Origin of the sequence: Amycolatopsis sp. NPDC059657 (assembly GCF_042734395.1) — a bacterium.
In the GTDB taxonomy this organism is placed as follows: Bacteria; Actinomycetota; Actinomycetes; order Mycobacteriales; family Pseudonocardiaceae; genus Amycolatopsis.
Genome location: NZ_JBHWEB010000018.1, coordinates 20,191 through 39,287, shown reverse-complemented (window position 1 = coordinate 39,287; position 19,097 = coordinate 20,191). Strand labels below are relative to the sequence as shown.

Sequence of the window (19,097 nt, the reverse complement as noted above, 5' to 3'; positions counted from 1 at the left end):
CCCATGAAGAACGGGTACCGTAGGACTCGGCCCCCGGACCCTCCCCCCTCGCCGGGGGCCGCCTTAACTCTCCGGTTCGTTCTGAACCACCCGAAGCCCCGGATGATCCTCCGGCAGCGCTCGATACAGCACCCACCCGCTCGTCGCGACCGTGAGCGCCACCAGCGGCCAGGACAGCACCGTCCGCGCGATCCCCAGCGCGACCACCTGCCCGCTCCACCACAGCGTCCAGTACACCGCCACGCGCAGCGTGTACTGCAGGAAGACCCACACCCAGCTCGCCCGTGAGTAGGCGCGCAGCAACACAGGATCTTTACGCCACTTGGTCTTCTGGCCGAGCACGATCCCGACGATCACGCCCAGCAGCGGCCAGCGGACGACGATGCTCGCCGCCCACAGCAGCCCGGCGGCCACATTGGACAGCAGCTGGATGAGGAAGAAGTCCTCCGCCCGCCCGGTGTGCAACGCGATCAGCGCGGCGGCGACGACCATCGCCAGGCTCACCACCACCGCGCGCGCCTTGCCGCCGCGGGCGACCCGGAACGCGCCGAGCGCCACCGCGACCCCGATCGCGGCGCCCGCGCCCCAGGCAATCGATTGCCCCGCGGCGAGCCAGCCGACGACGAACGCGGCGGGCGGGACGCTGGCGTCGATGGCGCCCTGACGGCCGCCGAGTATCTCCGCGAGCGACTCCCGAGTTTTGTCGGTCACGCTGGCTAGCCTGCCCTAAGAAGCTCGGAAAGTCCGCAAGCGGGGAGACGTTCGACACAAGCGGTCGTACGCGGGTGAACTCCACGTAATGCGGATGCGCTCGGGGTCGACAAGATAAGAGACTGTGACCTGGAGTTGAACCGGCGGTAGCGCATGCTGGGACTAATCGCGCATGGTCTGCTGTTGGCCGAATGGGGTGTGCAGGGTGTTTCACCGGGAAGTAAGGGGATTCCGGCGTGTATGGATATGACAGCTACATGGCGATCGGCGACAGCTTCACCGAAGGCCTGAACGACGAACTGCCCGACGGCAGCATGCGCGGCTGGGCCGATCGGCTGGCGGAGGTGCTCGCGGCGGGGAGGCCGGAGTTCCGCTACGCCAACCTGGCGCTACGCGGGAAGATGCTGGCCGAGATCATGGACGAGCAGGTCCCGGTCGCCTTGGCGATGAAGCCCGACCTGGTCACCTTGTGTGCGGGCGGCAACGACATCATCGTGCCGGGCGCGGACGTTGACGCGGTCGCGGCGCGGTTCGAGGAGGGTGTCGCGGAACTGCGCGCCGCCGGGATCCCGGTCGTGATCTTCAATGGCCCGGACACCAAGCAATTGTCCGTTATGCATGTTCTGCGGGGGAAAGTCGGAATCTACAACGCGCATTTGTGGGCGATCGCGGACCGGCACGGCGCGAAGATGGTCGACATGTGGGCGATGGCGCCGTTGCACGACCGCCGAGCCTGGAGCGACGACCGGCTGCACTTCACGCCGGAGGCGCATCGCCGGATCGCACTGCGCGCGGCCGAGGTGCTCGGTATCCCGGTCGAGTCGGACTGGCGCGAGCCGTGGCCCGCGAGCGACGAGCCGAGCACCTGGATCACCTCCAGGCGCTCCGACCTCGAATGGACGAAGCTGCACCTGCTGCCGTGGATCCGCCGCCAGCTGCGTGGCGAGTCGATGGGCGACGGCCTCTCGCCGAAGCACAGCGAGCTCACCCCGCTGCTCCCGGTGGAACTCCGGCAGGACGCCAACGCGAGCTGAGAGTTCATCACCAGTCGACGGATGGTGAGCTTCCAGACTCGCGTAGCGCGTGGCTGAGTCCTAAGGTCGCTCTATGCCAGGCGCACGGAGGTGGGTGCTAGTACCGCTGGCGCTCGTCATCACGGGCGTGCTCGCGGGCGGCCTCACCCTGGCCAAGGGCAGCGGTATCGAGGCCGACCTGGCCGACCGTTCGCGCGCCGCGCTGCAGGCGGCGGGCATCAACGGTGGTCAGGTCACATTCGACGGCCGGGCGGCGACGCTGAGCGGTTTTCCCGCCGAGCGGGTGGTCGAGGCGAAGAACATCGTGCGCGAGGTGGACGGCGTGAGCGACGTGACGCTCAAGGCCGATCCCGAACCGACGACGGCGCCACCGGCTCCGCCGAGCAGTAGCGAGCCCGCGCCGCCACCACCGCCCGCGCCGACGACGACCACCCCGGTCGACGAGAAGGCGGCGCTGCAGGACGAGATCAACCAGGCGCTGGCAGCCGAGCCGATCACCTTCGTGCCGGACGAGGCCACCGTCACCGCGGCTGGCCAGCGCGCGGCGAAGAAGCTCGCGGAGCTGCTCAAGAAGGCGCCGCCGGACGCCAAGTTCGAGGTCGGCGGGCACGTCGGCCAGGGACCCGGCGGCGAGAAGGCGGCGCTCAAGCTGTCGCAGGACCGGGCGCGCAACGTCGCGCGGCTGCTGATCCGGAACGGGATCCCGACGAACCGGATCACCTCCAAGGGTTACGGCGACACTCAACCCAGTGGCGACGAGCGCCGCGTGGAAATCACGGTGAGGTGACCCATGCTGTGGCTTTTCGGGCAGATCTGGCTGTGGATGCTGCTTTCGTTCGCGCTGGGCGCCGCCGTGACGGCGCTCGTGATGCGCCGCAAGCCCGCCCAGCCCGAGCCGGTTTACGACGAGCCTGCCGTGCCCGAGTACGTGCCAGGCCCGCCGCCGAACCCGTACCTGCTCGACGACGGTGTCGAGGAGTACCCACCGCGCGCGCCCGCCGCCTGGCCGCTGGAGGACGACCGGCCGGAGCCCGCCCATCTCGAAGGCCAGCTGCCGTCAGTGGAGTGGCCACCTGAACGTGAGGCCGATACTCCGGTCGAGGAACCCGCGTGGCCCAGCGCTGAGGACTGGCCGCCGACCGACCACCGACCGGGGCGAGGGCGCTGACACCCGCCTGGTAAATTCGACTACGGATAGTGAACGTCGCTTTTATTCAGAACACCGCTCTCCTTCAGAACAGAGTGCCAGGGGGATCTGCATGCCGCTTCCGCACTGGACAGCGGAGAAAACCCTCCCGCCTGGGCGGCATGCCGCGGATCTCGCCGACATCTACGAGCGCCTGGTCTTCGACGCACCGCACCAGAACGAGCGGGAAATCCTGTTCAGCGCGCTCAACAGCTACCTCGGCGTCGCCCGCCGGATCATCAACTCCGGCCGCGCCTGGGTCGGCGGCGCCTTCGTCACGCGAACGGACCACGTGCCGGACGGGCTGGACGTCGTGCTCATCCCCGACGAGTGGGGCGCGCTGAAACGGCTCGACGGCGCCGGGCGGTCCGCGCTGTACGGGCTGCTGACCCTGCGCGGGGTCATCGTCGGCCAGCCCGCGATGTATCTCGACCAGGTGCAGCCGGTCGGCGGCATCCTCGACGGGTTCCTCTGCCGCCCCGGCGACGAGGACACCTGGGAAGAGGTCTGGGCCGAAGGCGACCGCGGATTTCCGGAGCTGATCTGGTGAGGAACGAATTCCGGCGTATCGCCGAAGAGATCCCCGGCGGCACCTGGCTCGACGATCTGGCGCGCGCGTCCGCGATGGCCGCCAACGCGAAGTTCGAGCGCACCTGCCGCACCCCGATGCTGCGCGTCGCGGTCATCGGCGAGACGCATATGGACGCCTACACGTTCTCCGACATCAGCCGCGCGCTGCAGGACGCGACCGCCAAGATCGGCCACATCATCCGGAATCCGTCCGGCGAGGTCACCATCGTCCAGCCGGCGGACCGCGACAAGGCGCCGCTGATCCAGCGCGGCCAGGCGGGCAACGCGATCTTCTTCGGCTTCCCGGAGCCCGCGCTCGACGACGCGCTCATCCACGACGGCCTCGAGACGCTGTCCGAGCGCGCGGTGAAGGAACTCTGCGACTTCCTGCCAGCCAACGGTTCCGACGACGGCGCGCTCGACGCGGTGCTGCTGCAGCGCGACACCGTGCGCAACGCGGTCAGCGACATCGTCAACGCCGTCACCAAGAACGCGGGCATCGGACTGCAGCTCTCCCCGACCTCCGGCGAGGAGGTCACCCGCAGCATGACCACCGAGCAGGCGCGGCTGCTGCACAACAGCCTGCGCGAATCGCGTGAGGCGGTCGGCTACGAGACGGTCAGCGGGCGGCTCGACGGCGTCCGCACGCGCCGCCGGATCTTCTATCTGGAGCGCGACGCCGGCGGCACCATCCAGGGCGCGGTCTCGCCGGATCTGCTCGATCAGATCAAGGAGAACCTCGACCGCCCGGTCACCGCGCGGCTGCGGGTGGTCCGCACGACGACCATCGACGGCAGGCGCGGCAGGCCCGTTTTCGAACTGCTGGAGATCACTCCCGAAGTCAGTTTGTTCGACTAGATTTCCGGCCACCGGAAAGCCGGTTAATCGTCCACAAAAAGCCCCCATAGCAGTTTGTTAACCAACTCCGGGCTGATTCTTGTTATTTCACCCGGATGGGTTAATCTCGCCCACGAGACACAATCTCGCGAGGGGAACAAGATGACCACCGAATCGCCCAACTACTTCGCGCCCGCTTCGCGCCGTGAGGCCGAGCCGCCGCCCCCGCCGCCCGCCGCCGAACCCGAAGCCCCGAAGAACGCCTACGGCATCGCGGGCCTCGTCGCCGGTGGCGTCGGCCTGCTGGTCTCGTGGATCCCGATGGTCGGCCTGCTCTGCACGCCGCTGGGCCTGACCGGACTCGCACTGTCCGCGCTCGGCCTCGCGCGCTTCAAGCGTGGCGAAGCGACGAACCGAACGGTCTCGCTGGCGGGCGTCGCGGTCTCCGCGCTCGGTGTCGTGGTCGCGCTCGTCATGCTGGCGGTACTGGGCATCAGCTCGGTCGTCGGCGGCAAGCTCTCCTACCCGGCCGACGCGGACGAGAAGCACCGCGTCGAGTTCGTGGTGACGGTGACAACGGCCACCCACGTCAACTACGGCGCCCACGACGAGCTCCAGGAAGACACCATCCCGCCGGGCACCTGGCGCCAGACCGCCTCGTACGACACCGGTGGCTTCCCGCTCAAGCTCGTACTCGACGCCCCCACCAACGCCGGCGACCGGCTCCTCTGCACGATCCTGCTCGACGGCAACGTGGTCGCCAGCCTCACCACGGACGCGAGCAGCGTCAAGAACAACGTTTCCTGCACCGCGCAGGCGAACTGACGTCTAAGGTCCCGGTGACCACTCACTGGGGAGCCCGATGACCGTCAATTCACCGCACTGGACTCCCGCGCCGCCGAAGCCCAAGAACGGCTTCGGCGGCGTGGGCTTCATCCTGGGGCTGCTTGCCGCGGCCGCCGTCACGCTGACCTTGCTGTTCTTCCCGCCTGGTGTCTTCGGAACGGTCCCCTTCGCAGCCGCGGGCATCATCTTCTCGGTCATCGGCTTCATGCGCTGCCGCCGTCACCAGGCGACGAACCCGGCGGTGTCGCTCTCCGGCCTCATCCTGTCGGCGATCGCGCTCGTAGCGACGGCCGTCGTGGTGGTCACGACCACCTTGGCGGCCTTCACGGCCGCCTTCCACCTGCCTGCCGTCCCCTCGGACGCCCACCAAGTCGAGTTCGTGGTCACCACGTCCACGACCGCCCGAGTCGGATACGGCGAGTCGACAGCCCAGCACGAACTCGAGATCGGCCCTGGCGAGTGGCGCCAGCAAGCGTCCTACGAAGCCGGCAGCTACTTCCTGAAGCTGGAAGTCCAAACCCCCGTCGGCAGGCACTTCGGACAAGTACGCCTGCACCATCTACCTGGACGGCAAAGTGGTCACCAGCCAGGTCAGCACGGACTTCCGAGGTCTAGGCCCCCGTGTGACCTGCTTCGCCACCCTGGACCCCAAGGGCGCCCATTAAGCGACCTGCCAGCGGCCGGTCGGCGTCCCCCCATCAACGCCGACCGGACCGCGCGAGCCGCTCCTGGCGGCTCCACGCGTCACAGCGGAACTCCCGCCCCGGGTTCCGTGGACGCGGCGCCGGTCTTTGGATCAGCCCCTCCCCTGAGGCTCGACCGGTGCGCTGAGGACAGTACGCGTGACACGTCAGTCCGCACTAAGAATCCACTAAGCGTGAGCGGACGACAAGGTCGCGTAACTCGGTCCTGACCTCGTCCGCGAGCTGGGGGTTGGCCTGTTCGTAGCGGCCGAGCGCGAGTTCGAGCTGTTCACGGGCCTGGACGTGGTCGCCCTTGGCGCGCAGGGTGCGGCCGAGCGTCAGCCGGGAGACGCCTTCCTGCAAGGTGAATTGCCTGCTCCGAGTGAGTTCGACCGATTCCCAGGCGTAACGCTCCGCATCGGGCAACTCACCCAATGCCAGATGAAGCTCGGCGAGGTTGTTCAGCGAGACGCCGACGTAGCTGTCGTCGCCGAGGCGGCGGTCGATCTCGAGCGAGGCGAGCTGGTGATCGATCGCTTCGGCGTACAGCCCGGCCCGCTTTTCGGCTTCGGCGCAGTTGTTGAGTGCCTGGCCGCGCAGTGCGAGGTCGTTGGTGCGCTCGGCCTCCGCCGCGGCGCTGCGCAGGCGTCCGAGCGCGTCGCGGTAGCGGCCCTGCAGGGTCAAAGCCGAGCCGAGGTGGATGTTCGCCGAGGTCACGAGCCTGCCGTCGCCCAGCGCGGTCGCGATCTCCAACGCGGCTTCGGCGTCGGCGAGACAGCCTTCCGGCAGCTCGAAGGTCAGCGACATCGCGCAACGCGAGATCAGCATCCAGCACAGGCCGAGTTCGTTCCCCGACGCTCGCGCGGCCTGGATGCCGATGCCGACGAGCCGCGTCCACTCGTCCCAGAGCGGGCAAACGACTTGATAAGTGTGAGCGACTCTCGCGAGTTGCCAAACGTCCTCGTGCCGCCCAGCCGCCTCCGCCGCTTCGAGGATCGCGATCAGGTTGGGCCATTCCATCGCGAACCAGTACTGGGCCTCGTCGAAACAGTTGAGGTCGGGGACGCAGTCGGCGGCGATCGACTTCGTGAAGTCCAGCGGGTCGACGATCCGCAGCAACCTGCGGCGGGCACGGTCGGCGACGGCCTTGTAGTAGCGCACCGAGCGGGTGAGCACTTGGTGCCGTTCGGACTCGCACAGCTCCTTTTCAGCCAGTTCCCGCAGGTACAGCCGCACCAGATCGTGGGGCGCGAAGACGTCTCGGGCGGTTTCCGTCAGCAGGCTGTGCGCGGCGAGCGTCCGCAGCGTGCGCCGCGCCTCGCGGGTGGTGATGCCGCACAGCGTCGCCAGCAGATGCGGGCTCGCCGTCTGGCAGGTGAGCGCGCCGATGAGCCGGAACCGTTCCGCGATCTCGGGCGGCAGGCCGCGGTAGGACAGGTCGAGCGCGGCACGCATGCCGAAGTCTTCGACATCGAGCGCGGCCAGCCTGGTCCGCTCGTTCGCGAGTTCACCGACCAGTTCGTCGGCCGTCCATTGTGGACTCGCGGCCAGTCTGGCGCCGACGATCCGCAGCGCCAGCGGGAGATGGCCGCAGAGCTCGGCGAGCTGGTCGTTGACGGGATCGGGACCGGCGAGCTCTTCGATGAGCCGTACGGCGTCGTGGGGCGCGAGTGTGCCGAGCGCACGCAGCCGTGCCGTGTTCGACACGGCGAGCCCGTCGAGCCTGGCCCGGCTCGTCACCAGCGTCATCGACCGGGACCCCGGCGGGATCAGCGGCGTGACCTGGTCGGCGGTGCGGGCGTCGTCGAGCAGCACCAGCATCCGGCGGCCCGCGATGAGCGAGCGGTACAGCGCGATGCGCTCGTGGACCTGATCGGGCACCTCGGGCGCGGGCACCCCCAGTCCGAGCAGGAACTGTGTCAGCAGATCGGCGGGCTCCAGCGGCGGGTGCCGGGGATCGAACCCGCGCAGCGACGCGAACAGGATTCCGTCGGGGAACCGCCGCGAAACGCGATGCGCCCACCAGACGACCAGCGCGCTCTTGCCGACACCCGCGGTCCCGGTGACGACACCGACCACGCTTTCCCCGGCCTCGGCACGCCGCAGCATGTCGTCGAGCCACGCGAGATCCCCGTCGCGACCGGCGAGTTTCGGCACGGCGGCTGGCAGCTGCGCCGCGACCGGGGCGGGCATCACCTCAGCCGGCACCGGCGCGGCCAGGTCGTCGTTGAGCACGCGCTCGTGCAGATCCCGCAGCTCCGAGCCCGGCTCGATGCCGAGTGTGTCGACCACGCGATGCGAAACTCGCTGGTAGAGCTCGAGCGCGTCGCCGCGACGGCCCGAGTGGTAGAGCGCGCGCATCAGCTGGGCGACGGTGCGTTCGGCGAACGGGTTGGCCCGCACGATCGGGCTGAGTTCGACGATCAGCGACGAGTACCGGCCGAGTTCGAGGTCCGCGTCGACACGCGCGCCATGCACGGCGAGGCGGAGTTCCTCCAGTTCGGAGGCTCGCACGGAGTCGGGCACACCGGCGAGCACCGGTCCCTGCCAGAGCGAATGGGCCTCGGCGAGCAGTTCGGCCCGCTGCTCCCCTTCGGCACGCGTGGCGAGGTCGAGCAGGTTGCGCGCGCGGTGCGCGTCGACGGTGTCGGGATCGGCGGCGAGCAGGTACCCGGGCGAGGCGGTGAGGATCTTGGCGCCGACGTCGCTGTCACCCTGTATCGACCGCAGCACCCGTCTGAGATGGGAAACGTTGCCCTGCACGATCGTCTTGGCGGTCGCGGGCGGATCGTGGCCCCACAGCGCGTCGATGATGTCGTCGAGTGACACGACCCGGTTCACTTCGAGTGCGAGCAAAGCCAGCAGCCCGCGGACGCTGGGCCCGCCGATCGGGACGGCGCGATCGCCGTCCAGTAGCTGAACAGGGCCCAGCAGCTGGAAATACGCCGCGTCCGTGCCCATGCCACCTCCCGATCGCGATTCAACCGGAGAGGCCAACCTACCGTGAACACAGTTCAAGAAGCACCCGGCGCTTGATCTCAACCGGGCTACAACGCAACACGACCCCTTACCGTCAGTCCCGATCTGTCGGTAAGGGGTCGTGCGTGGAGATCTGTCAACAACCGTTCGGGTGGGCTCACCCCGAGCTTGGAACCCTCGCGATCATCGACAACTTCTTCGCAGACACGGCGTCTGCTCGATGGCGACAAGGTAACAGGGCGCGTTGATGTGGCTACAGCCGACCCTGCCCTGGATTCTCATCGCCTCAACGGGGTGAAATCGCGCCCCGCGATGAAGTCCGGCCGCGGCTTGCCCGCCGCAAAGGGTTGCAGCAGCGCGTTTTCCACGCTGTTGAACACGAGGAAGATGTTCGAGCGCGGGTACGGGGTGATGTTGTTGCCCGAGCCGTGCAGGATGTTGGAGTCGAAGAACAACGCCGAACCGGCCTGCCCGGTGAACTGGTCGATGCCGTGTTCGGCGGCCATCGCCGTGACATGATCCTCGGCCGGAACGCCCGTTTTCTGTTCTTTGAGGGAATTCTTGTAATTGTCCTCCGGCGTCTCGCCCGCGCACTGGATGAACGTGCGCTGCGAGCCGGGCATGACCATCAACCCGCCGTTGAACGGGTAGTTGTCGGTCAGCGCGATCGAGCAGCTCACCGCACGCGGCGACGGCATGCCGTCCTCGGCGTGCCAGGTCTCGAAGTCGGAGTGCCAGTAGAACCCCGAGCCCTTGAAGCCCGGCATGTAGTTGACCCGCGTCTGGTGGAGGTAGACGTCCGAGCCGAGGATCTGCCTGGCCCTGTCGAGCACCCGCGGATCGCGCACGAGTTCGTCGATGATCTCGCTGAGGCGGTGCACGTCGAAGATCGACCGCACGCCCCGCGACCGCTTTTCCCTGATCACGCGCTCGTCGGCGTTGAGCGCCGGATCGGCCGAGAGTCTGACGAGCTCCTGCCAGTACGCCTGCACCTCGGCCGGGGAGAGCAGGCCGTCCACGATCGAGTAGCCCTTGGCGTCGTGTGAGGCCAGCGTCGCCGCGTCGATCGGGCCGTCAGACGCGGCGCCCCACACCGTGGGATCGGTGCGGTCCAGCAGCTGCGGGTTCCCGGCGATCCGGGTGGGGTACGCGTCAAGCACCCCGGTGTCCATGAGGGTCAAACCGGCTCTCCTCCTGGTTGTTACTCGGTGATAAGTGGGTACACACCGTGTTCGTCGTGCACCTCGCGGCCTGTGACGGGCGGGTTGAACACGCACACGCACTTGATGTCGGTCTTGGCCCTGACCTGGTGCTTGTCGTGATCGTTGAGCAGATAAAGCGTGCCGGGCGCGAGCGGGTAGACCTTGCCGGTGCCCTTGTCCTCGATCTCACCCTCACCCTCGGTGATGAAGACGGCCTCGATGTGGTTGGCGTACCAGAAGTCGCTCGTGGTGCCCGCGTAGAGCGTGGTTTCGTGCACCGAGAAGCCGACGCCCTCCTTGGCGAGGATGATCCGCTTGCTACGCCAGTTCTCGGTCTTGATGTCGGCGTCGGTGTCGGTGATCTCGTCGAGTGTCCGGACGATCAAGCTGCGCTCCTTACTTCAGGACGGTCGCGATGGACTCGTCGATGATCTTGAGTCCTTCGGTGATCTCGTCGTCGGTGACGGTCAGCGGCGGCAGCAGCTTCATGACCTCGCCGTCGGGACCCGCGGTCTCCATCAGCAGCCCGCGCTCGAACGCGGCGGCGCACACCTTGCCCGCCAGCTCGCCGCTCTCGAACTCGATACCGCGCGCGAGGCCTCGGCCCTTCGCGACGAGGTTCGCCGCCGGGTAGGCGTCGACGATGTCGGTGAACGCGGCGGCGATGCGCTCGCCCTTCGCCTTCGTCGACTTCTCAAGCTCGTCGTCGCTCCAGTAGGTGCGCAGCGCCTCGGTGGCAGTGACGAACGCGGGGCTGATCCCGCGGAAGGTGCCGTTGTGCTCGCCGGGCTCCCACACGTCGAGTTCTGGCTTGATAAGCGTCAGCGCCATCGGCAAGCCGTAGCCGCCGATCGACTTCGACAAGCACACGATGTCGGGCTTGATGCCCGCGTCCTCGAAGCTGAAGAACGGCCCGGTACGGCCGCAGCCCATCTGGACGTCGTCGAAGATCAGCAGGATGCTGTGCTTCTCGCACAGGTCGGCCAGCCCCTTGAGCCAGGCGAGGCTCGCGGCGTTGATGCCACCCTCACCCTGCACGCCCTCGACGATCACGGCGGCGGGCTCGTTCAGGCCACTGCCGGAGTCTTCGAGCAGTCGCTCGAAGTAGAGGAAATCGGGGTACTGGCCGTCGAAGTAGGCGTCGTACGGCATCGGCGTCGCGTGCACCAGCGGCACGCCGGCGCCGCCACGCTTCATCGAGTTGCCGGTCACCGACAGCGCGCCCAGCGTCATCCCGTGGAACGCGTTGGTGAAGTTGATGACCGACTCCTTGCCGGTCACCTTCCGCGCGAGCTTCAGCGCGGCTTCGACGGCGTTGGCGCCACCGGGGCCAGGGAAGACGATCTTGTAGTTCAGGTCGCGCGGTTCGAGGATCTTCTCCTTGAAGGTCTCCAGGAAGTTCCGCTTGGCGACGGTGAACATATCCAGCGCGTGGGTGATGCCGTCACGCTGGATGTAGTCGAGCAGAGCCTGCTTGAGCACGGGGTTGTTGTGCCCGTAGTTCAGCGCGCCGGCGCCTGCGAAGAAGTCGAGGTAGGACTTGCCCTCCTCGTCGAAAACGCGGCTGCCCTGCGCGCGGTCGAAAACGACCGGCCAGCCTCGGCTGTAACTGCGGACTTCGGATTCGAGCTCTTCGAAAATGTTCATGACTCGTGGCGTTCCATTCAGTGGTTGAGCGGCCCGATCCGGTAAAGGTCCTCCGGATCGTGCTGGCCGTCACTCGGGAAGTCTTGGGAGGTGAACAGTTCTTCGCGTTCCAACTGTGTGTTCCAGCGCTTCGCGAACGAACCGAACAGCGCTATGGAAGCGTCGTTGTCAGGCGTGATGGTGGTTTCGAGGAACTCGACACCACTGTCGACGAGCTTGCCGAACAAGACGTCGAGCATCTTGCCTGCCAGGCCTTTTCCTCGCTGCGACGCGTCAACCGCCACTTGCCACACCAATGCGGCGCTCGGGTTCGACGGCCTGCGGTAGGCGATGACGAAACCGACCGCTTCCCCATCGACCTTGGCGACCACGGAGGTGTCAGCGAAATCCTTGCACCACAACAAATACGCGTAAGGCGAGTTGAGATCCAGCTTCCGCGAATCACGCGCAATTCGCCATAACGCGGCACCGTCGGCCTTGGTCGGCGATTCGATCAAGTGCTTTCCGGACATATCAACTAACGTAACAGACACATTTCGCGATCGCAGGCGGCCGGTTACGCCATCTGCGCCAGACCTGGGGGAACGCGAACTCCTCGGTGAGGAGTCCCACAGGCATGTTTGGATCCGGCGCGCGCTGTGTACTCAGTAGAATTCGGGGTTGCCGCAGCCTGCGCAAATTGCGCCGCGACCAGCCGCCCAGCGCGAGCTTCCGCCGATGCCTTGTCACTGAGCGTTATCGGAACGTCACACCCGCCTCCGCTGGTCCGTTTGCCTGGATCGCGCGACGTGAACGGCACGTTCACAACGTTCGACGTTGTGAACGTGCCGTTCATGCGGATCCCGCGGCCGAAACACTCACGACCGTCACTTCTTGCGCAGGCGGCGCCACAACGCGCCCGCGGGAGTGACGATCGCGGGCAGGATCAGCAGCGCCACCACGACCAGCCACCAGACCGCGGCCTCACCGCGCCCGAACGCGGCCATCGCCGAGCCCAGCCAGCCGAACAGATGCTCGCGGATGGGCGGGATGAAGCCCGCGAACAGCAGGCAGCCGGCCGCGAGCACCAGCAGCACGGTCAGGAACCGCCGCCAGGTGCTGCGCAGCGCGAACACGCTGACCAGCAGGAACACGCCGGCGCCCGCCACCACCGGCAGGCCGATCCATTGCAGTACCGCGCTGGTCTGGTTGCCGAGGATGAACCCGGCCAGCACGGTGACCGCCGCCGCGAGGAAGTTCCACGGCGCGCGCAGGTTGGCCGCGCCCTGCGCGATCCACCAGGCCGACCGGCCGGTCGCCTGCGCGAACTGCGCGGCGGGCCGGACGGAGGCAGGCATGCTCGGCGTGGCGCCGGTGACGGCGTTCAGGCCCGCCGCACCGGCCTTGATCAAGGTTTTGGTGAGCAGCATCGAGCCACGTTCGCCCTCGAGCCGTTCCGCGGAGACCTGGCATTCGCGGAACGCACGGCGTGTCGAGTCGTCGTCCATGGCGTCGAGATTCAGTTTACGGAACCGCTCCGACATTTTCCCGTTCCCGCGTGCCTTCACCGCGTCCTCGGTCGCCTGCTTGGCGACGACCGGGAGCTCGGCGCGCGCGATCTGCAGCTGACGGGACCTGGCCAGCACCATGGCGGTGATGGGCATGCTCACCGGCGCCTTGCCGAATTCGTCCAGCCGGTGGAGTTCGCCGTCCAGGCCAAGGAAAGCCAGCTCGGCGTCGAGCTGCTTGCTCAGGTTCGCGGCTTCGTCGGCCGTGATGTTGTCGTCCTCGCCCGGTGAGCGCCAGCCGATGCTGTCGAAGAGTTCCTTTACCCTGTCCCGGAAAGCTTCCTTGCCTTCGAGTTCGGCCAGCAGGCGCAAGCGTTTCGGGTCGAGCAGGCATTGCAGCAGCCAGCCGACCGCGTCGACCCGGCCCCACATCCAGTCGTTCGCCCGCCACGACGCCTTGTAGAACGCGCCGAAGTAGTCGGCCTGCATCCCGGTGAGCTTGTCCGTGGCGCGCGACCGTTTCATGTCGAGCAAGGTGCGCGAATCGGCGCTGACCTGTACCAGGTCGACCCGCTGGTCCACCGACGGGATCTGCGCGAGCAGGCCACGGGTGGCGATGTGCAGCGTCAGCAGCCTGGCGTTGACGAGCGCGTCCGACGCGGTGCGCTGGTCGTCGGTGAGGCCGAGCCAGTCGAGCAGCGTCTTCACGGTGTTCGCGGCGTCGGGGTCCTTGTCGGCGGGCAACCCGCGCAGCGCGGGTGTCACCGCACGGAGCGCGTCGACGACCTGCTTCCACGCGCCGGCGAGTTGTTCTTTCCTGCCAAGGAAAGCCCATTCATCGGCCAGCCATTTGACCCAGGTGACGAGCTCTTCGTCCTTCTTCGGCAACCGCTGCCGGCCGATCCAGTCGGTCAGCCGGATCTCGCGGGCCGCGGCCTTGCGTGCCTCGTGCAGCAGCGTCCGGCTGTCGTTGAACAACGCCGCCTGCTCAGGGGACGGCCCGAGCCGGAAACCGTTGTTGATCAGCTGCAACCCGGTCGCGACGGCGTCGTCGAGCGCGGAGGTCCGGAACGCGACGAGCTCCGCGCCTTCACAAGCACCGGACGGCACGGTCTCAGGCAGTTCGGTGCACAGGCCCTTGATCGCGACCGCACGCAACTCCGCGGAAACGCCGGAAGCCCACTCGCCGTTGCCACCGGCCTTATTAAGCCTTCGCGTCGCTTCGCGGACCAGTTGCGTCGCGTCTTCCTGGACGCGACGCTGCCGGTAGTCCTTCATAAGCCGCTCGTCGACCAGCGCCTCGGCGCCGACCCTGCAACCGAGCGCCGCCAGCGAGACCCGCGTGCCCCGAGTCTTGACCACGGCGTCGTTGTGCCGGGTCAGCTCGTCGAACTCGGCGCTGATCGACTGGTTCATCACGGCCGTGACGACCTGGCTCATCGCCCCGCCGAGCAGCGGCGGATTCTTCGGGTCGACCTTCTTCTGCTCGGCCTCGCCCTCGCCGGTCGGGACGACATAAAGCAGCAGCCGCCTGACATCCTGCTCGGCAGGACGCTCGAAAATCTCACGCAGGGCGGGCCCTAGCGGCTTCTTAAGCAGCACACCGCCGTCAGTGAGCCAATGCGAACGGGTGACGTCGGCGTAGGCGCTCATGTCCGGATGCGCCTTGTCCGCGCCGGGCACGCCGACCGGAACGCACGAAAGCTCGAAGGCGCCAGGAAAAGACGCGGACGAGCGGGCCGCCAGCGCGAGCGGCTCGACCACTCCGTTGTTCCACATCGGACGGTCGAAGCGGAACACCAGCCGATGTTCGCTGTCGCGCACCAGGTTGCCGAGCGCGTCGTCGAACCGCGCGGTCTCGGCGTCGATCATGGTGCCGGTGAGCAGCACGGTCACGTCCGGCGATTCGACAGGCCTGCGATCACCGATGATGTCGCGCAACGCGGTCTGCAGCCCGCCGAGCAGCACCTTGTCCCCGTCGAACAGGGACCGCGGCTGCTTCTCACCGGGATCGCGCAGCAGCTTTTCGAACGCGCCCATCTCGATCCACGAGTCGCGCAGCACCGCAGGCGTCGAACCGTACGCCTCGGCCAGCCCCAGGCACGCGACGTTGATGCTGCCCGCACTCGTGCCGGTCAGCACGTCGAGCGAGACGGTCGCGTTGAGCAGGTCGAGCAGCCGCCGGTAGACGCTGTCACCCGTGGCGTGCAACAGTTCCGAGGTCTCGGCGGCGACCCCGCCCATCCAGACGGCCAGGCTCGAACCACCCACCATGGTCATGGCGATACGGATGTCCTGCTGCCACGAGGTCTGCACGGCGTCACCTTAGACCGATCGGCGGAAATGCAGAGCCGCTTTTCGGGTGGCATCCGGTTCCCCAAAGGGCACTCAGCCCGAGAAATGCTCCAGCAGCAGCACTTGTGCCTCGCCCATACAGAATCCGAGTACCGCGCCGGTCGCGATCAGGATCCATTCGTCCTGCTGGAACGCGGGCCGCAGCAGTTCTTCGAACTCCTCCGGCTCCAATTCTTTCATTTTGGTGACCAGCAGGTTGCGAATGTCCATCGCGTCTTCGGCGTAGTCCTCGATATAACGCATCGACTCCGGCAGCCGGTCCATGATCTTGCGCGAAATGCTGAGCTTCATCTCCTGGTAGCGCTTGCTGCCGACGGCGAACACCACCAGCGGACGGCGCGAGAGGCCGAGTTCGGTGTCGATCTGACGCTGGATCAACGCGAGCACCCGATCCGAAAGCGGCCCGCGCAGCACGGCTTCGAGCACGTTGTGCGGGGTGATGATCTCCTTCGCGATGAGCGCGCCGTACGCCTCCGCGACCTCTTCGCGGCGCTTGAGGAACAACCCCTGCCACTCGACGATCCCGAAGTACTTCTTCGGCCGCCGCGGCACGAAGATCATCTTGAGCGCCAGCCAGTCCGTGAACCAGCCGGTGAACAACCCGAACAACGGCATGATCAGCGGGAAGCGGAACAGCAGCCAGACGATCAGCTGGATGACGCCGATGAGCCCGCCGAACACCAGCCCCGACCGTGCGATGAACTGGAACTCCTTGTCCCCCGACTCGCGGAAGATCCGGTTCAGCAGCGCCTTGTCCTTGACCAGCGCGGTGACGACCATGTCCTTGAGATCGAAGACCTGGTCGATGTCCTCCTTGATCGCGTCGAGCACCCCGGCGATCATCTTCGGCGCCTCGGCCTGCACACGGCGGATGACCATTTCCTGCATGCGGACGGGCATCGATTCCCACAGATCCGCCTGATACTGGCCCGCGACGTCACGCACGATCTCTTCGACCGCGGACAGCAGTGGTTTCTCAAGCTCTTTAGCGACCCGTGCCGGATCGAGCCGCTCTAGGACTTCAGCAGGCTTAATAAGCTGCTGGGTCATCGTGTCGCACGCGATGCTCGCCATCCGCGCGGCACGCTTCGGGACGATGCCCTGCCAGCCTAAGAAAGGCTTGATGCCGACGAACTCGAGCGGCTGGAACATCATCCGGATGGCGACCAGCTTGGTCACGTACCCGATGAGCGCCGCGACGAGCGGGATCGAGGCATAAAGGGGCCAGTGCTGAGCGAGATCGCTCACGAAGCCCCCCTACCTCGTCGGGTCACACGCCGTCCAGAACTGCGCGCCGAGCCGCGAGATGTGCACGGTACGCCGGATGAACTTGGCGCGCTTCACCGATTTCTCGGCTTCGCGGACCGTTTCGTCCGTCATCAGGATCTCGTACTGGGTCTCCAGCGACGGCGCTTCCTCGTCGATCTCGGCCAGCCCGAGCCCGACGAGCCTCGTGACGTAGCTCGGCACCTGGTCGAGCAGCGAGACCCCGGCGTTCTTGCCGACGGTCGACGCGTTGCGCAGCACGATCCGGCCGGCACCGCCGAGGTTGGTGCGTTCGGCGACGTCGATCAGCGGGAACGGCGTGCCGTCGGACAGCGCGGAGAGTATGCGCGCCTCATCCGGAGTGAGCTGACGCAGGATGACCGCGTACAGGTACTCCTTGGCGCGGTCGCGGCCGAAACCGATGGACCGGTTGAGCAGCTCGGCCATCGCGGCACGCAGCGGTTCGCTGAGGTCGCCGCGCGCGGGGACGACGGTGACCGTGTCCCGCGCCTGCAGGCCGTTGCCCTGGTAGCTGTTCATGCTGGACGCGGCGGTCAGCGCGGCGTGGTACGGGTCGTCGACCTCGTCGAGCCGCCGCCGGAGCTCGCCGAGCAGCTGGCGTTCGATCTGCAGCAGCCCGCGCTCGGCCGCCTCGACCCCCGGCAGCCGCCTGCCGATGGAAAAGCCGGTCCTCGCGGCCCAGCTCGCCAGCGCACCGGCCCGCTGGACCAGGTTGGGGCCGTCGTTGCCGGGGCCGGCACTGTCCTCGGGACGGTCGCCCCTGCCGGGGCCGAGCATTCGCTCGTGCACGTTCACATTCCGAGCCTACCTGTGGGTACGCCGAACGGCCGAGAGCGAGCTGGGACAATCACACTCATGCCGTTCTCCCGCTGGGGTCCGCCGATCGACGTGCTCGCGCTGCTGGCCAAGGAAGAACAGGCCTTGATCGACCTGCTCGGCGGGCTCGACGCGGACCAGTGGGCGGCGCCGACCGCCTGCGCGGGCTGGTCGGTGCACGACGTCGCGGCGCACATCCTCGGCGACAAGCTCGGCAGGCTTTCCCGTGATCGAGACGACTACCGCGTCGGCGGTCCACGTCCCGGCGAGGCGTTCGGGGTGTTCATCGACCGGATCAACGCCGAGTGGGTGCTCGCGCTGCGCCGGCTTTCGCCCGAAGTCCTGTTCGGCTTGCTGGTGGACAGCACCGCGCAGATCACCGACCTGTGGAGCAGGCTCGATCTCGACGAGCTCGGCGAGCCGGTGAGCTGGGCCGGGCCGGAGCCGGCGCCGGTGTGGCTGGACGCGGCGCGCGAGTACACGGAGTACTGGGTGCATCAGCAGCAGATCCGGGAGGCGGTCGGCGCGCGGCCGCTCGACCAGCGGGAATTCCGCGATCCGGTGATCGACACGTTCATGCGCGCGCTGCCGTTCACCTTGCGTGACTGCGAAGCACGCGTGGGGAAGCAGGTCACTTACACCGTCGGCGGCCAGGTCTGGACGGCTCGGCGCGAGGCTGAAGGCTGGCTGCTGGACCGCTGTTCACCTGGCAAGGCGACGGTGTCGTCCGTGAGCACCGACGCCGACACGTTCTGGCGGCTCTGCACCCGCACTGTCCGGCCTGCCGACGTCGAGGATCGGGTGACGGCGAAGGGCGAACTCGCGGAGACCATGCTCGGCATGGTGTCGATCATTCTGAGCTGAGGAAGATACGGTCCAGGTGATAGTCGATCATGGCGATCACCTGGTCAGCCGTCTTGAGACCGACCAGGATGTCCGGCCCGACGCCGATCGAAACCGCGAGTAGCGTGTCGGCCTCGCGTGCGAGGTCGAGCCCGTCCGCCACCTGTCCCTGAGCTTGCGCCGCGGTCATGATCTCGATGAGCAGGTTCTCCAGCGACTCGTCTTCGGGGTCGAGGAACGCGCCGGCGAGCGCCTCATCGTTGAGCGCGCGGATGAAGTAGGCGAGCTGGACCAGCAGGATCATCCGCTGCCGGTCATCCAAGGGCAGCAGCCCGATGAGGATCTCGCGCACGAGCCGCCGCGGCGACGCGCCGGCCGGGATCCGCTCTTCGACCAGTCGCTTCTGATCGAGCGAGAGCAGTTCGAGTGCGCCGAGCAGCAACGCGTCGCGTGAGCCGAAGTAGTACTGCACCAGGCGCGTCGAGACTCCCGCCTCCGCCGCGACCTGCCGCAATGTCACGTCTTCCAGCCCGCGCCCGCTCGCGATCCGCCACACGGCCTCGGCGATCTGCCTGCGCCGCTGCTCGTGATCCACCTTTTTCGGCATGATTCCC

Annotated in this window: 19 protein-coding genes; 7 read left to right on the top strand and 12 right to left on the bottom strand. The window is 67.4% G+C overall.

Annotated elements, in window-relative coordinates:
- Positions 1-63 precede the first annotated feature (63 nt).
- Entirely contained in the window at positions 64-711 is a 648-nt protein-coding gene (locus ACFV15_RS12515; RefSeq protein WP_378350318.1) for a DUF3159 domain-containing protein, read from the bottom strand.
- A gap of 236 nt (positions 712-947) precedes the next feature.
- On the opposite strand from ACFV15_RS12515, the gene ACFV15_RS12510 reads away from it, so the two are divergent.
- The 6 genes from ACFV15_RS12510 (at position 948) to ACFV15_RS12485 (ending at position 5,163) form a co-directional block, all read left to right on the top strand.
- The gene (locus ACFV15_RS12510) at positions 948-1,745 is read left to right on the top strand and encodes an SGNH/GDSL hydrolase family protein (protein WP_378350317.1); all 798 of its coding nucleotides are present in this window, start codon (positions 948-950) and stop codon (positions 1,743-1,745) included.
- Positions 1,746-1,839: 94 nt separating this feature from the next.
- A complete protein-coding gene (locus ACFV15_RS12505) occupies positions 1,840-2,532 on the top strand; it encodes an OmpA family protein (protein ID WP_378350316.1) in 693 nt (230 codons plus the stop codon).
- Positions 2,533-2,535: 3 nt separating this feature from the next.
- On the top strand, positions 2,536-2,913 hold the full coding sequence (locus tag ACFV15_RS12500; protein WP_378350315.1) for a hypothetical protein: 378 nt from the start codon (positions 2,536-2,538) through the stop codon (positions 2,911-2,913).
- Positions 2,914-3,004: 91 nt separating this feature from the next.
- On the top strand, positions 3,005-3,481 hold the full coding sequence (locus ACFV15_RS12495) for a DUF6932 family protein (RefSeq protein ID WP_378350314.1): 477 nt from the start codon (positions 3,005-3,007) through the stop codon (positions 3,479-3,481).
- Entirely contained in the window at positions 3,478-4,359 is an 882-nt protein-coding gene (locus ACFV15_RS12490) for a hypothetical protein (RefSeq protein ID WP_378350313.1), read from the top strand. Before ACFV15_RS12495 ends, ACFV15_RS12490 begins: the two co-directional genes overlap by 4 nt.
- A 141-nt stretch (positions 4,360-4,500) precedes the next feature.
- Positions 4,501-5,163, top strand: coding sequence for a hypothetical protein (locus ACFV15_RS12485; protein ID WP_378350312.1), 663 nt, complete (start codon positions 4,501-4,503; stop codon positions 5,161-5,163).
- Positions 5,164-5,166: 3 nt separating this feature from the next.
- Here the strand turns inward: ACFV15_RS12485 and ACFV15_RS12480 are convergent, their stop codons facing one another.
- The 10 genes from ACFV15_RS12480 to ACFV15_RS12435 form a co-directional block, all read right to left on the bottom strand.
- The gene (locus ACFV15_RS12480) at positions 5,167-5,382 is read right to left on the bottom strand and encodes a hypothetical protein (RefSeq protein WP_378350311.1); all 216 of its coding nucleotides are present in this window, start codon (positions 5,380-5,382) and stop codon (positions 5,167-5,169) included.
- 21 nt (positions 5,383-5,403) lie between these two features.
- Positions 5,404-5,580: a hypothetical protein gene (locus tag ACFV15_RS12475; protein WP_378350310.1), complete on the bottom strand. Its 177-nt coding sequence runs from the start codon at positions 5,578-5,580 to the stop codon at positions 5,404-5,406.
- Positions 5,581-6,044: 464 nt separating this feature from the next.
- Positions 6,045-8,828: a BTAD domain-containing putative transcriptional regulator gene (locus tag ACFV15_RS12470; protein ID WP_378350309.1), complete on the bottom strand. Its 2,784-nt coding sequence runs from the start codon at positions 8,826-8,828 to the stop codon at positions 6,045-6,047.
- 296 nt (positions 8,829-9,124) lie between these two features.
- Positions 9,125-10,018, bottom strand: a complete 894-nt coding sequence (thpD, locus tag ACFV15_RS12465; RefSeq protein ID WP_378350395.1) for an ectoine hydroxylase — start codon at positions 10,016-10,018, stop codon at positions 9,125-9,127.
- A 29-nt stretch (positions 10,019-10,047) separates the two neighbouring features.
- Positions 10,048-10,434 (bottom strand): ectoine synthase, encoded by a 387-nt coding sequence (locus ACFV15_RS12460; protein ID WP_091288159.1) that lies wholly within the window; start codon positions 10,432-10,434, stop codon positions 10,048-10,050.
- Between the two features lie 10 nt (positions 10,435-10,444).
- Positions 10,445-11,695, bottom strand: coding sequence for a diaminobutyrate--2-oxoglutarate transaminase (ectB, locus tag ACFV15_RS12455; protein WP_378350308.1), 1,251 nt, complete (start codon positions 11,693-11,695; stop codon positions 10,445-10,447).
- Between the two features lie 17 nt (positions 11,696-11,712).
- Positions 11,713-12,207, bottom strand: a complete 495-nt coding sequence (ectA, locus tag ACFV15_RS12450) for a diaminobutyrate acetyltransferase (protein WP_378350307.1) — start codon at positions 12,205-12,207, stop codon at positions 11,713-11,715.
- 354 nt (positions 12,208-12,561) lie between these two features.
- A complete protein-coding gene (locus ACFV15_RS12445; protein ID WP_378350306.1) occupies positions 12,562-15,498 on the bottom strand; it encodes a patatin-like protein in 2,937 nt (978 codons plus the stop codon).
- Positions 15,499-15,570: 72 nt separating this feature from the next.
- The gene (locus ACFV15_RS12440; RefSeq protein ID WP_378350305.1) at positions 15,571-16,785 is read right to left on the bottom strand and encodes a DUF445 domain-containing protein; all 1,215 of its coding nucleotides are present in this window, start codon (positions 16,783-16,785) and stop codon (positions 15,571-15,573) included.
- Between the two features lie 9 nt (positions 16,786-16,794).
- Positions 16,795-17,601 carry an Abi-alpha family protein gene (locus ACFV15_RS12435; protein WP_378350394.1) on the bottom strand — a complete coding sequence of 269 codons (807 nt, stop codon included), beginning with the start codon at positions 17,599-17,601 and terminating at the stop codon, positions 16,795-16,797.
- A 78-nt stretch (positions 17,602-17,679) separates the two neighbouring features.
- Between ACFV15_RS12435 and ACFV15_RS12430 the strand changes: the two genes are divergently transcribed.
- Positions 17,680-18,504 (top strand): maleylpyruvate isomerase family mycothiol-dependent enzyme, encoded by an 825-nt coding sequence (locus tag ACFV15_RS12430; protein ID WP_378350304.1) that lies wholly within the window; start codon positions 17,680-17,682, stop codon positions 18,502-18,504.
- Here ACFV15_RS12430 and ACFV15_RS12425 read toward each other — a convergent pair.
- Positions 18,491-19,090 (bottom strand): TetR/AcrR family transcriptional regulator, encoded by a 600-nt coding sequence (locus ACFV15_RS12425; protein WP_378350303.1) that lies wholly within the window; start codon positions 19,088-19,090, stop codon positions 18,491-18,493. The two genes, ACFV15_RS12430 and ACFV15_RS12425, sit on opposite strands and share 14 nt — an antisense overlap.
- Positions 19,091-19,097 lie beyond the last annotated feature (7 nt).

Bases quoted from the DNA above. Each gene is read 5' to 3' on its own strand.
- ACFV15_RS12500 (WP_378350315.1), top strand. From the start codon at position 2,536: ATGCTGTGGCTTTTCGGGCAGATCTGGCTGTGGATGCTGCTTTCGTTC.
- ACFV15_RS12495 (WP_378350314.1), top strand. From the start codon at position 3,005: ATGCCGCTTCCGCACTGGACAGCGGAGAAAACCCTCCCGCCTGGGCGG.
- ACFV15_RS12485 (WP_378350312.1), top strand. From the start codon at position 4,501: ATGACCACCGAATCGCCCAACTACTTCGCGCCCGCTTCGCGCCGTGAG.
- ACFV15_RS12480 (WP_378350311.1), bottom strand. From the start codon at position 5,382: ATGACCGAGAAGATGATGCCCGCGGCTGCGAAGGGGACCGTTCCGAAG.
- ACFV15_RS12470 (WP_378350309.1), bottom strand. From the start codon at position 8,828: ATGGGCACGGACGCGGCGTATTTCCAGCTGCTGGGCCCTGTTCAGCTA.
- thpD (WP_378350395.1), bottom strand. From the start codon at position 10,018: ATGGACACCGGGGTGCTTGACGCGTACCCCACCCGGATCGCCGGGAAC.
- ectB (WP_378350308.1), bottom strand. From the start codon at position 11,695: ATGAACATTTTCGAAGAGCTCGAATCCGAAGTCCGCAGTTACAGCCGA.
- ectA (WP_378350307.1), bottom strand. From the start codon at position 12,207: ATGTCCGGAAAGCACTTGATCGAATCGCCGACCAAGGCCGACGGTGCC.
- ACFV15_RS12435 (WP_378350394.1), bottom strand. From the start codon at position 17,601: ATGCTCGGCCCCGGCAGGGGCGACCGTCCCGAGGACAGTGCCGGCCCC.
- ACFV15_RS12430 (WP_378350304.1), top strand. From the start codon at position 17,680: ATGCCGTTCTCCCGCTGGGGTCCGCCGATCGACGTGCTCGCGCTGCTG.
- ACFV15_RS12425 (WP_378350303.1), bottom strand. From the start codon at position 19,090: ATGCCGAAAAAGGTGGATCACGAGCAGCGGCGCAGGCAGATCGCCGAG.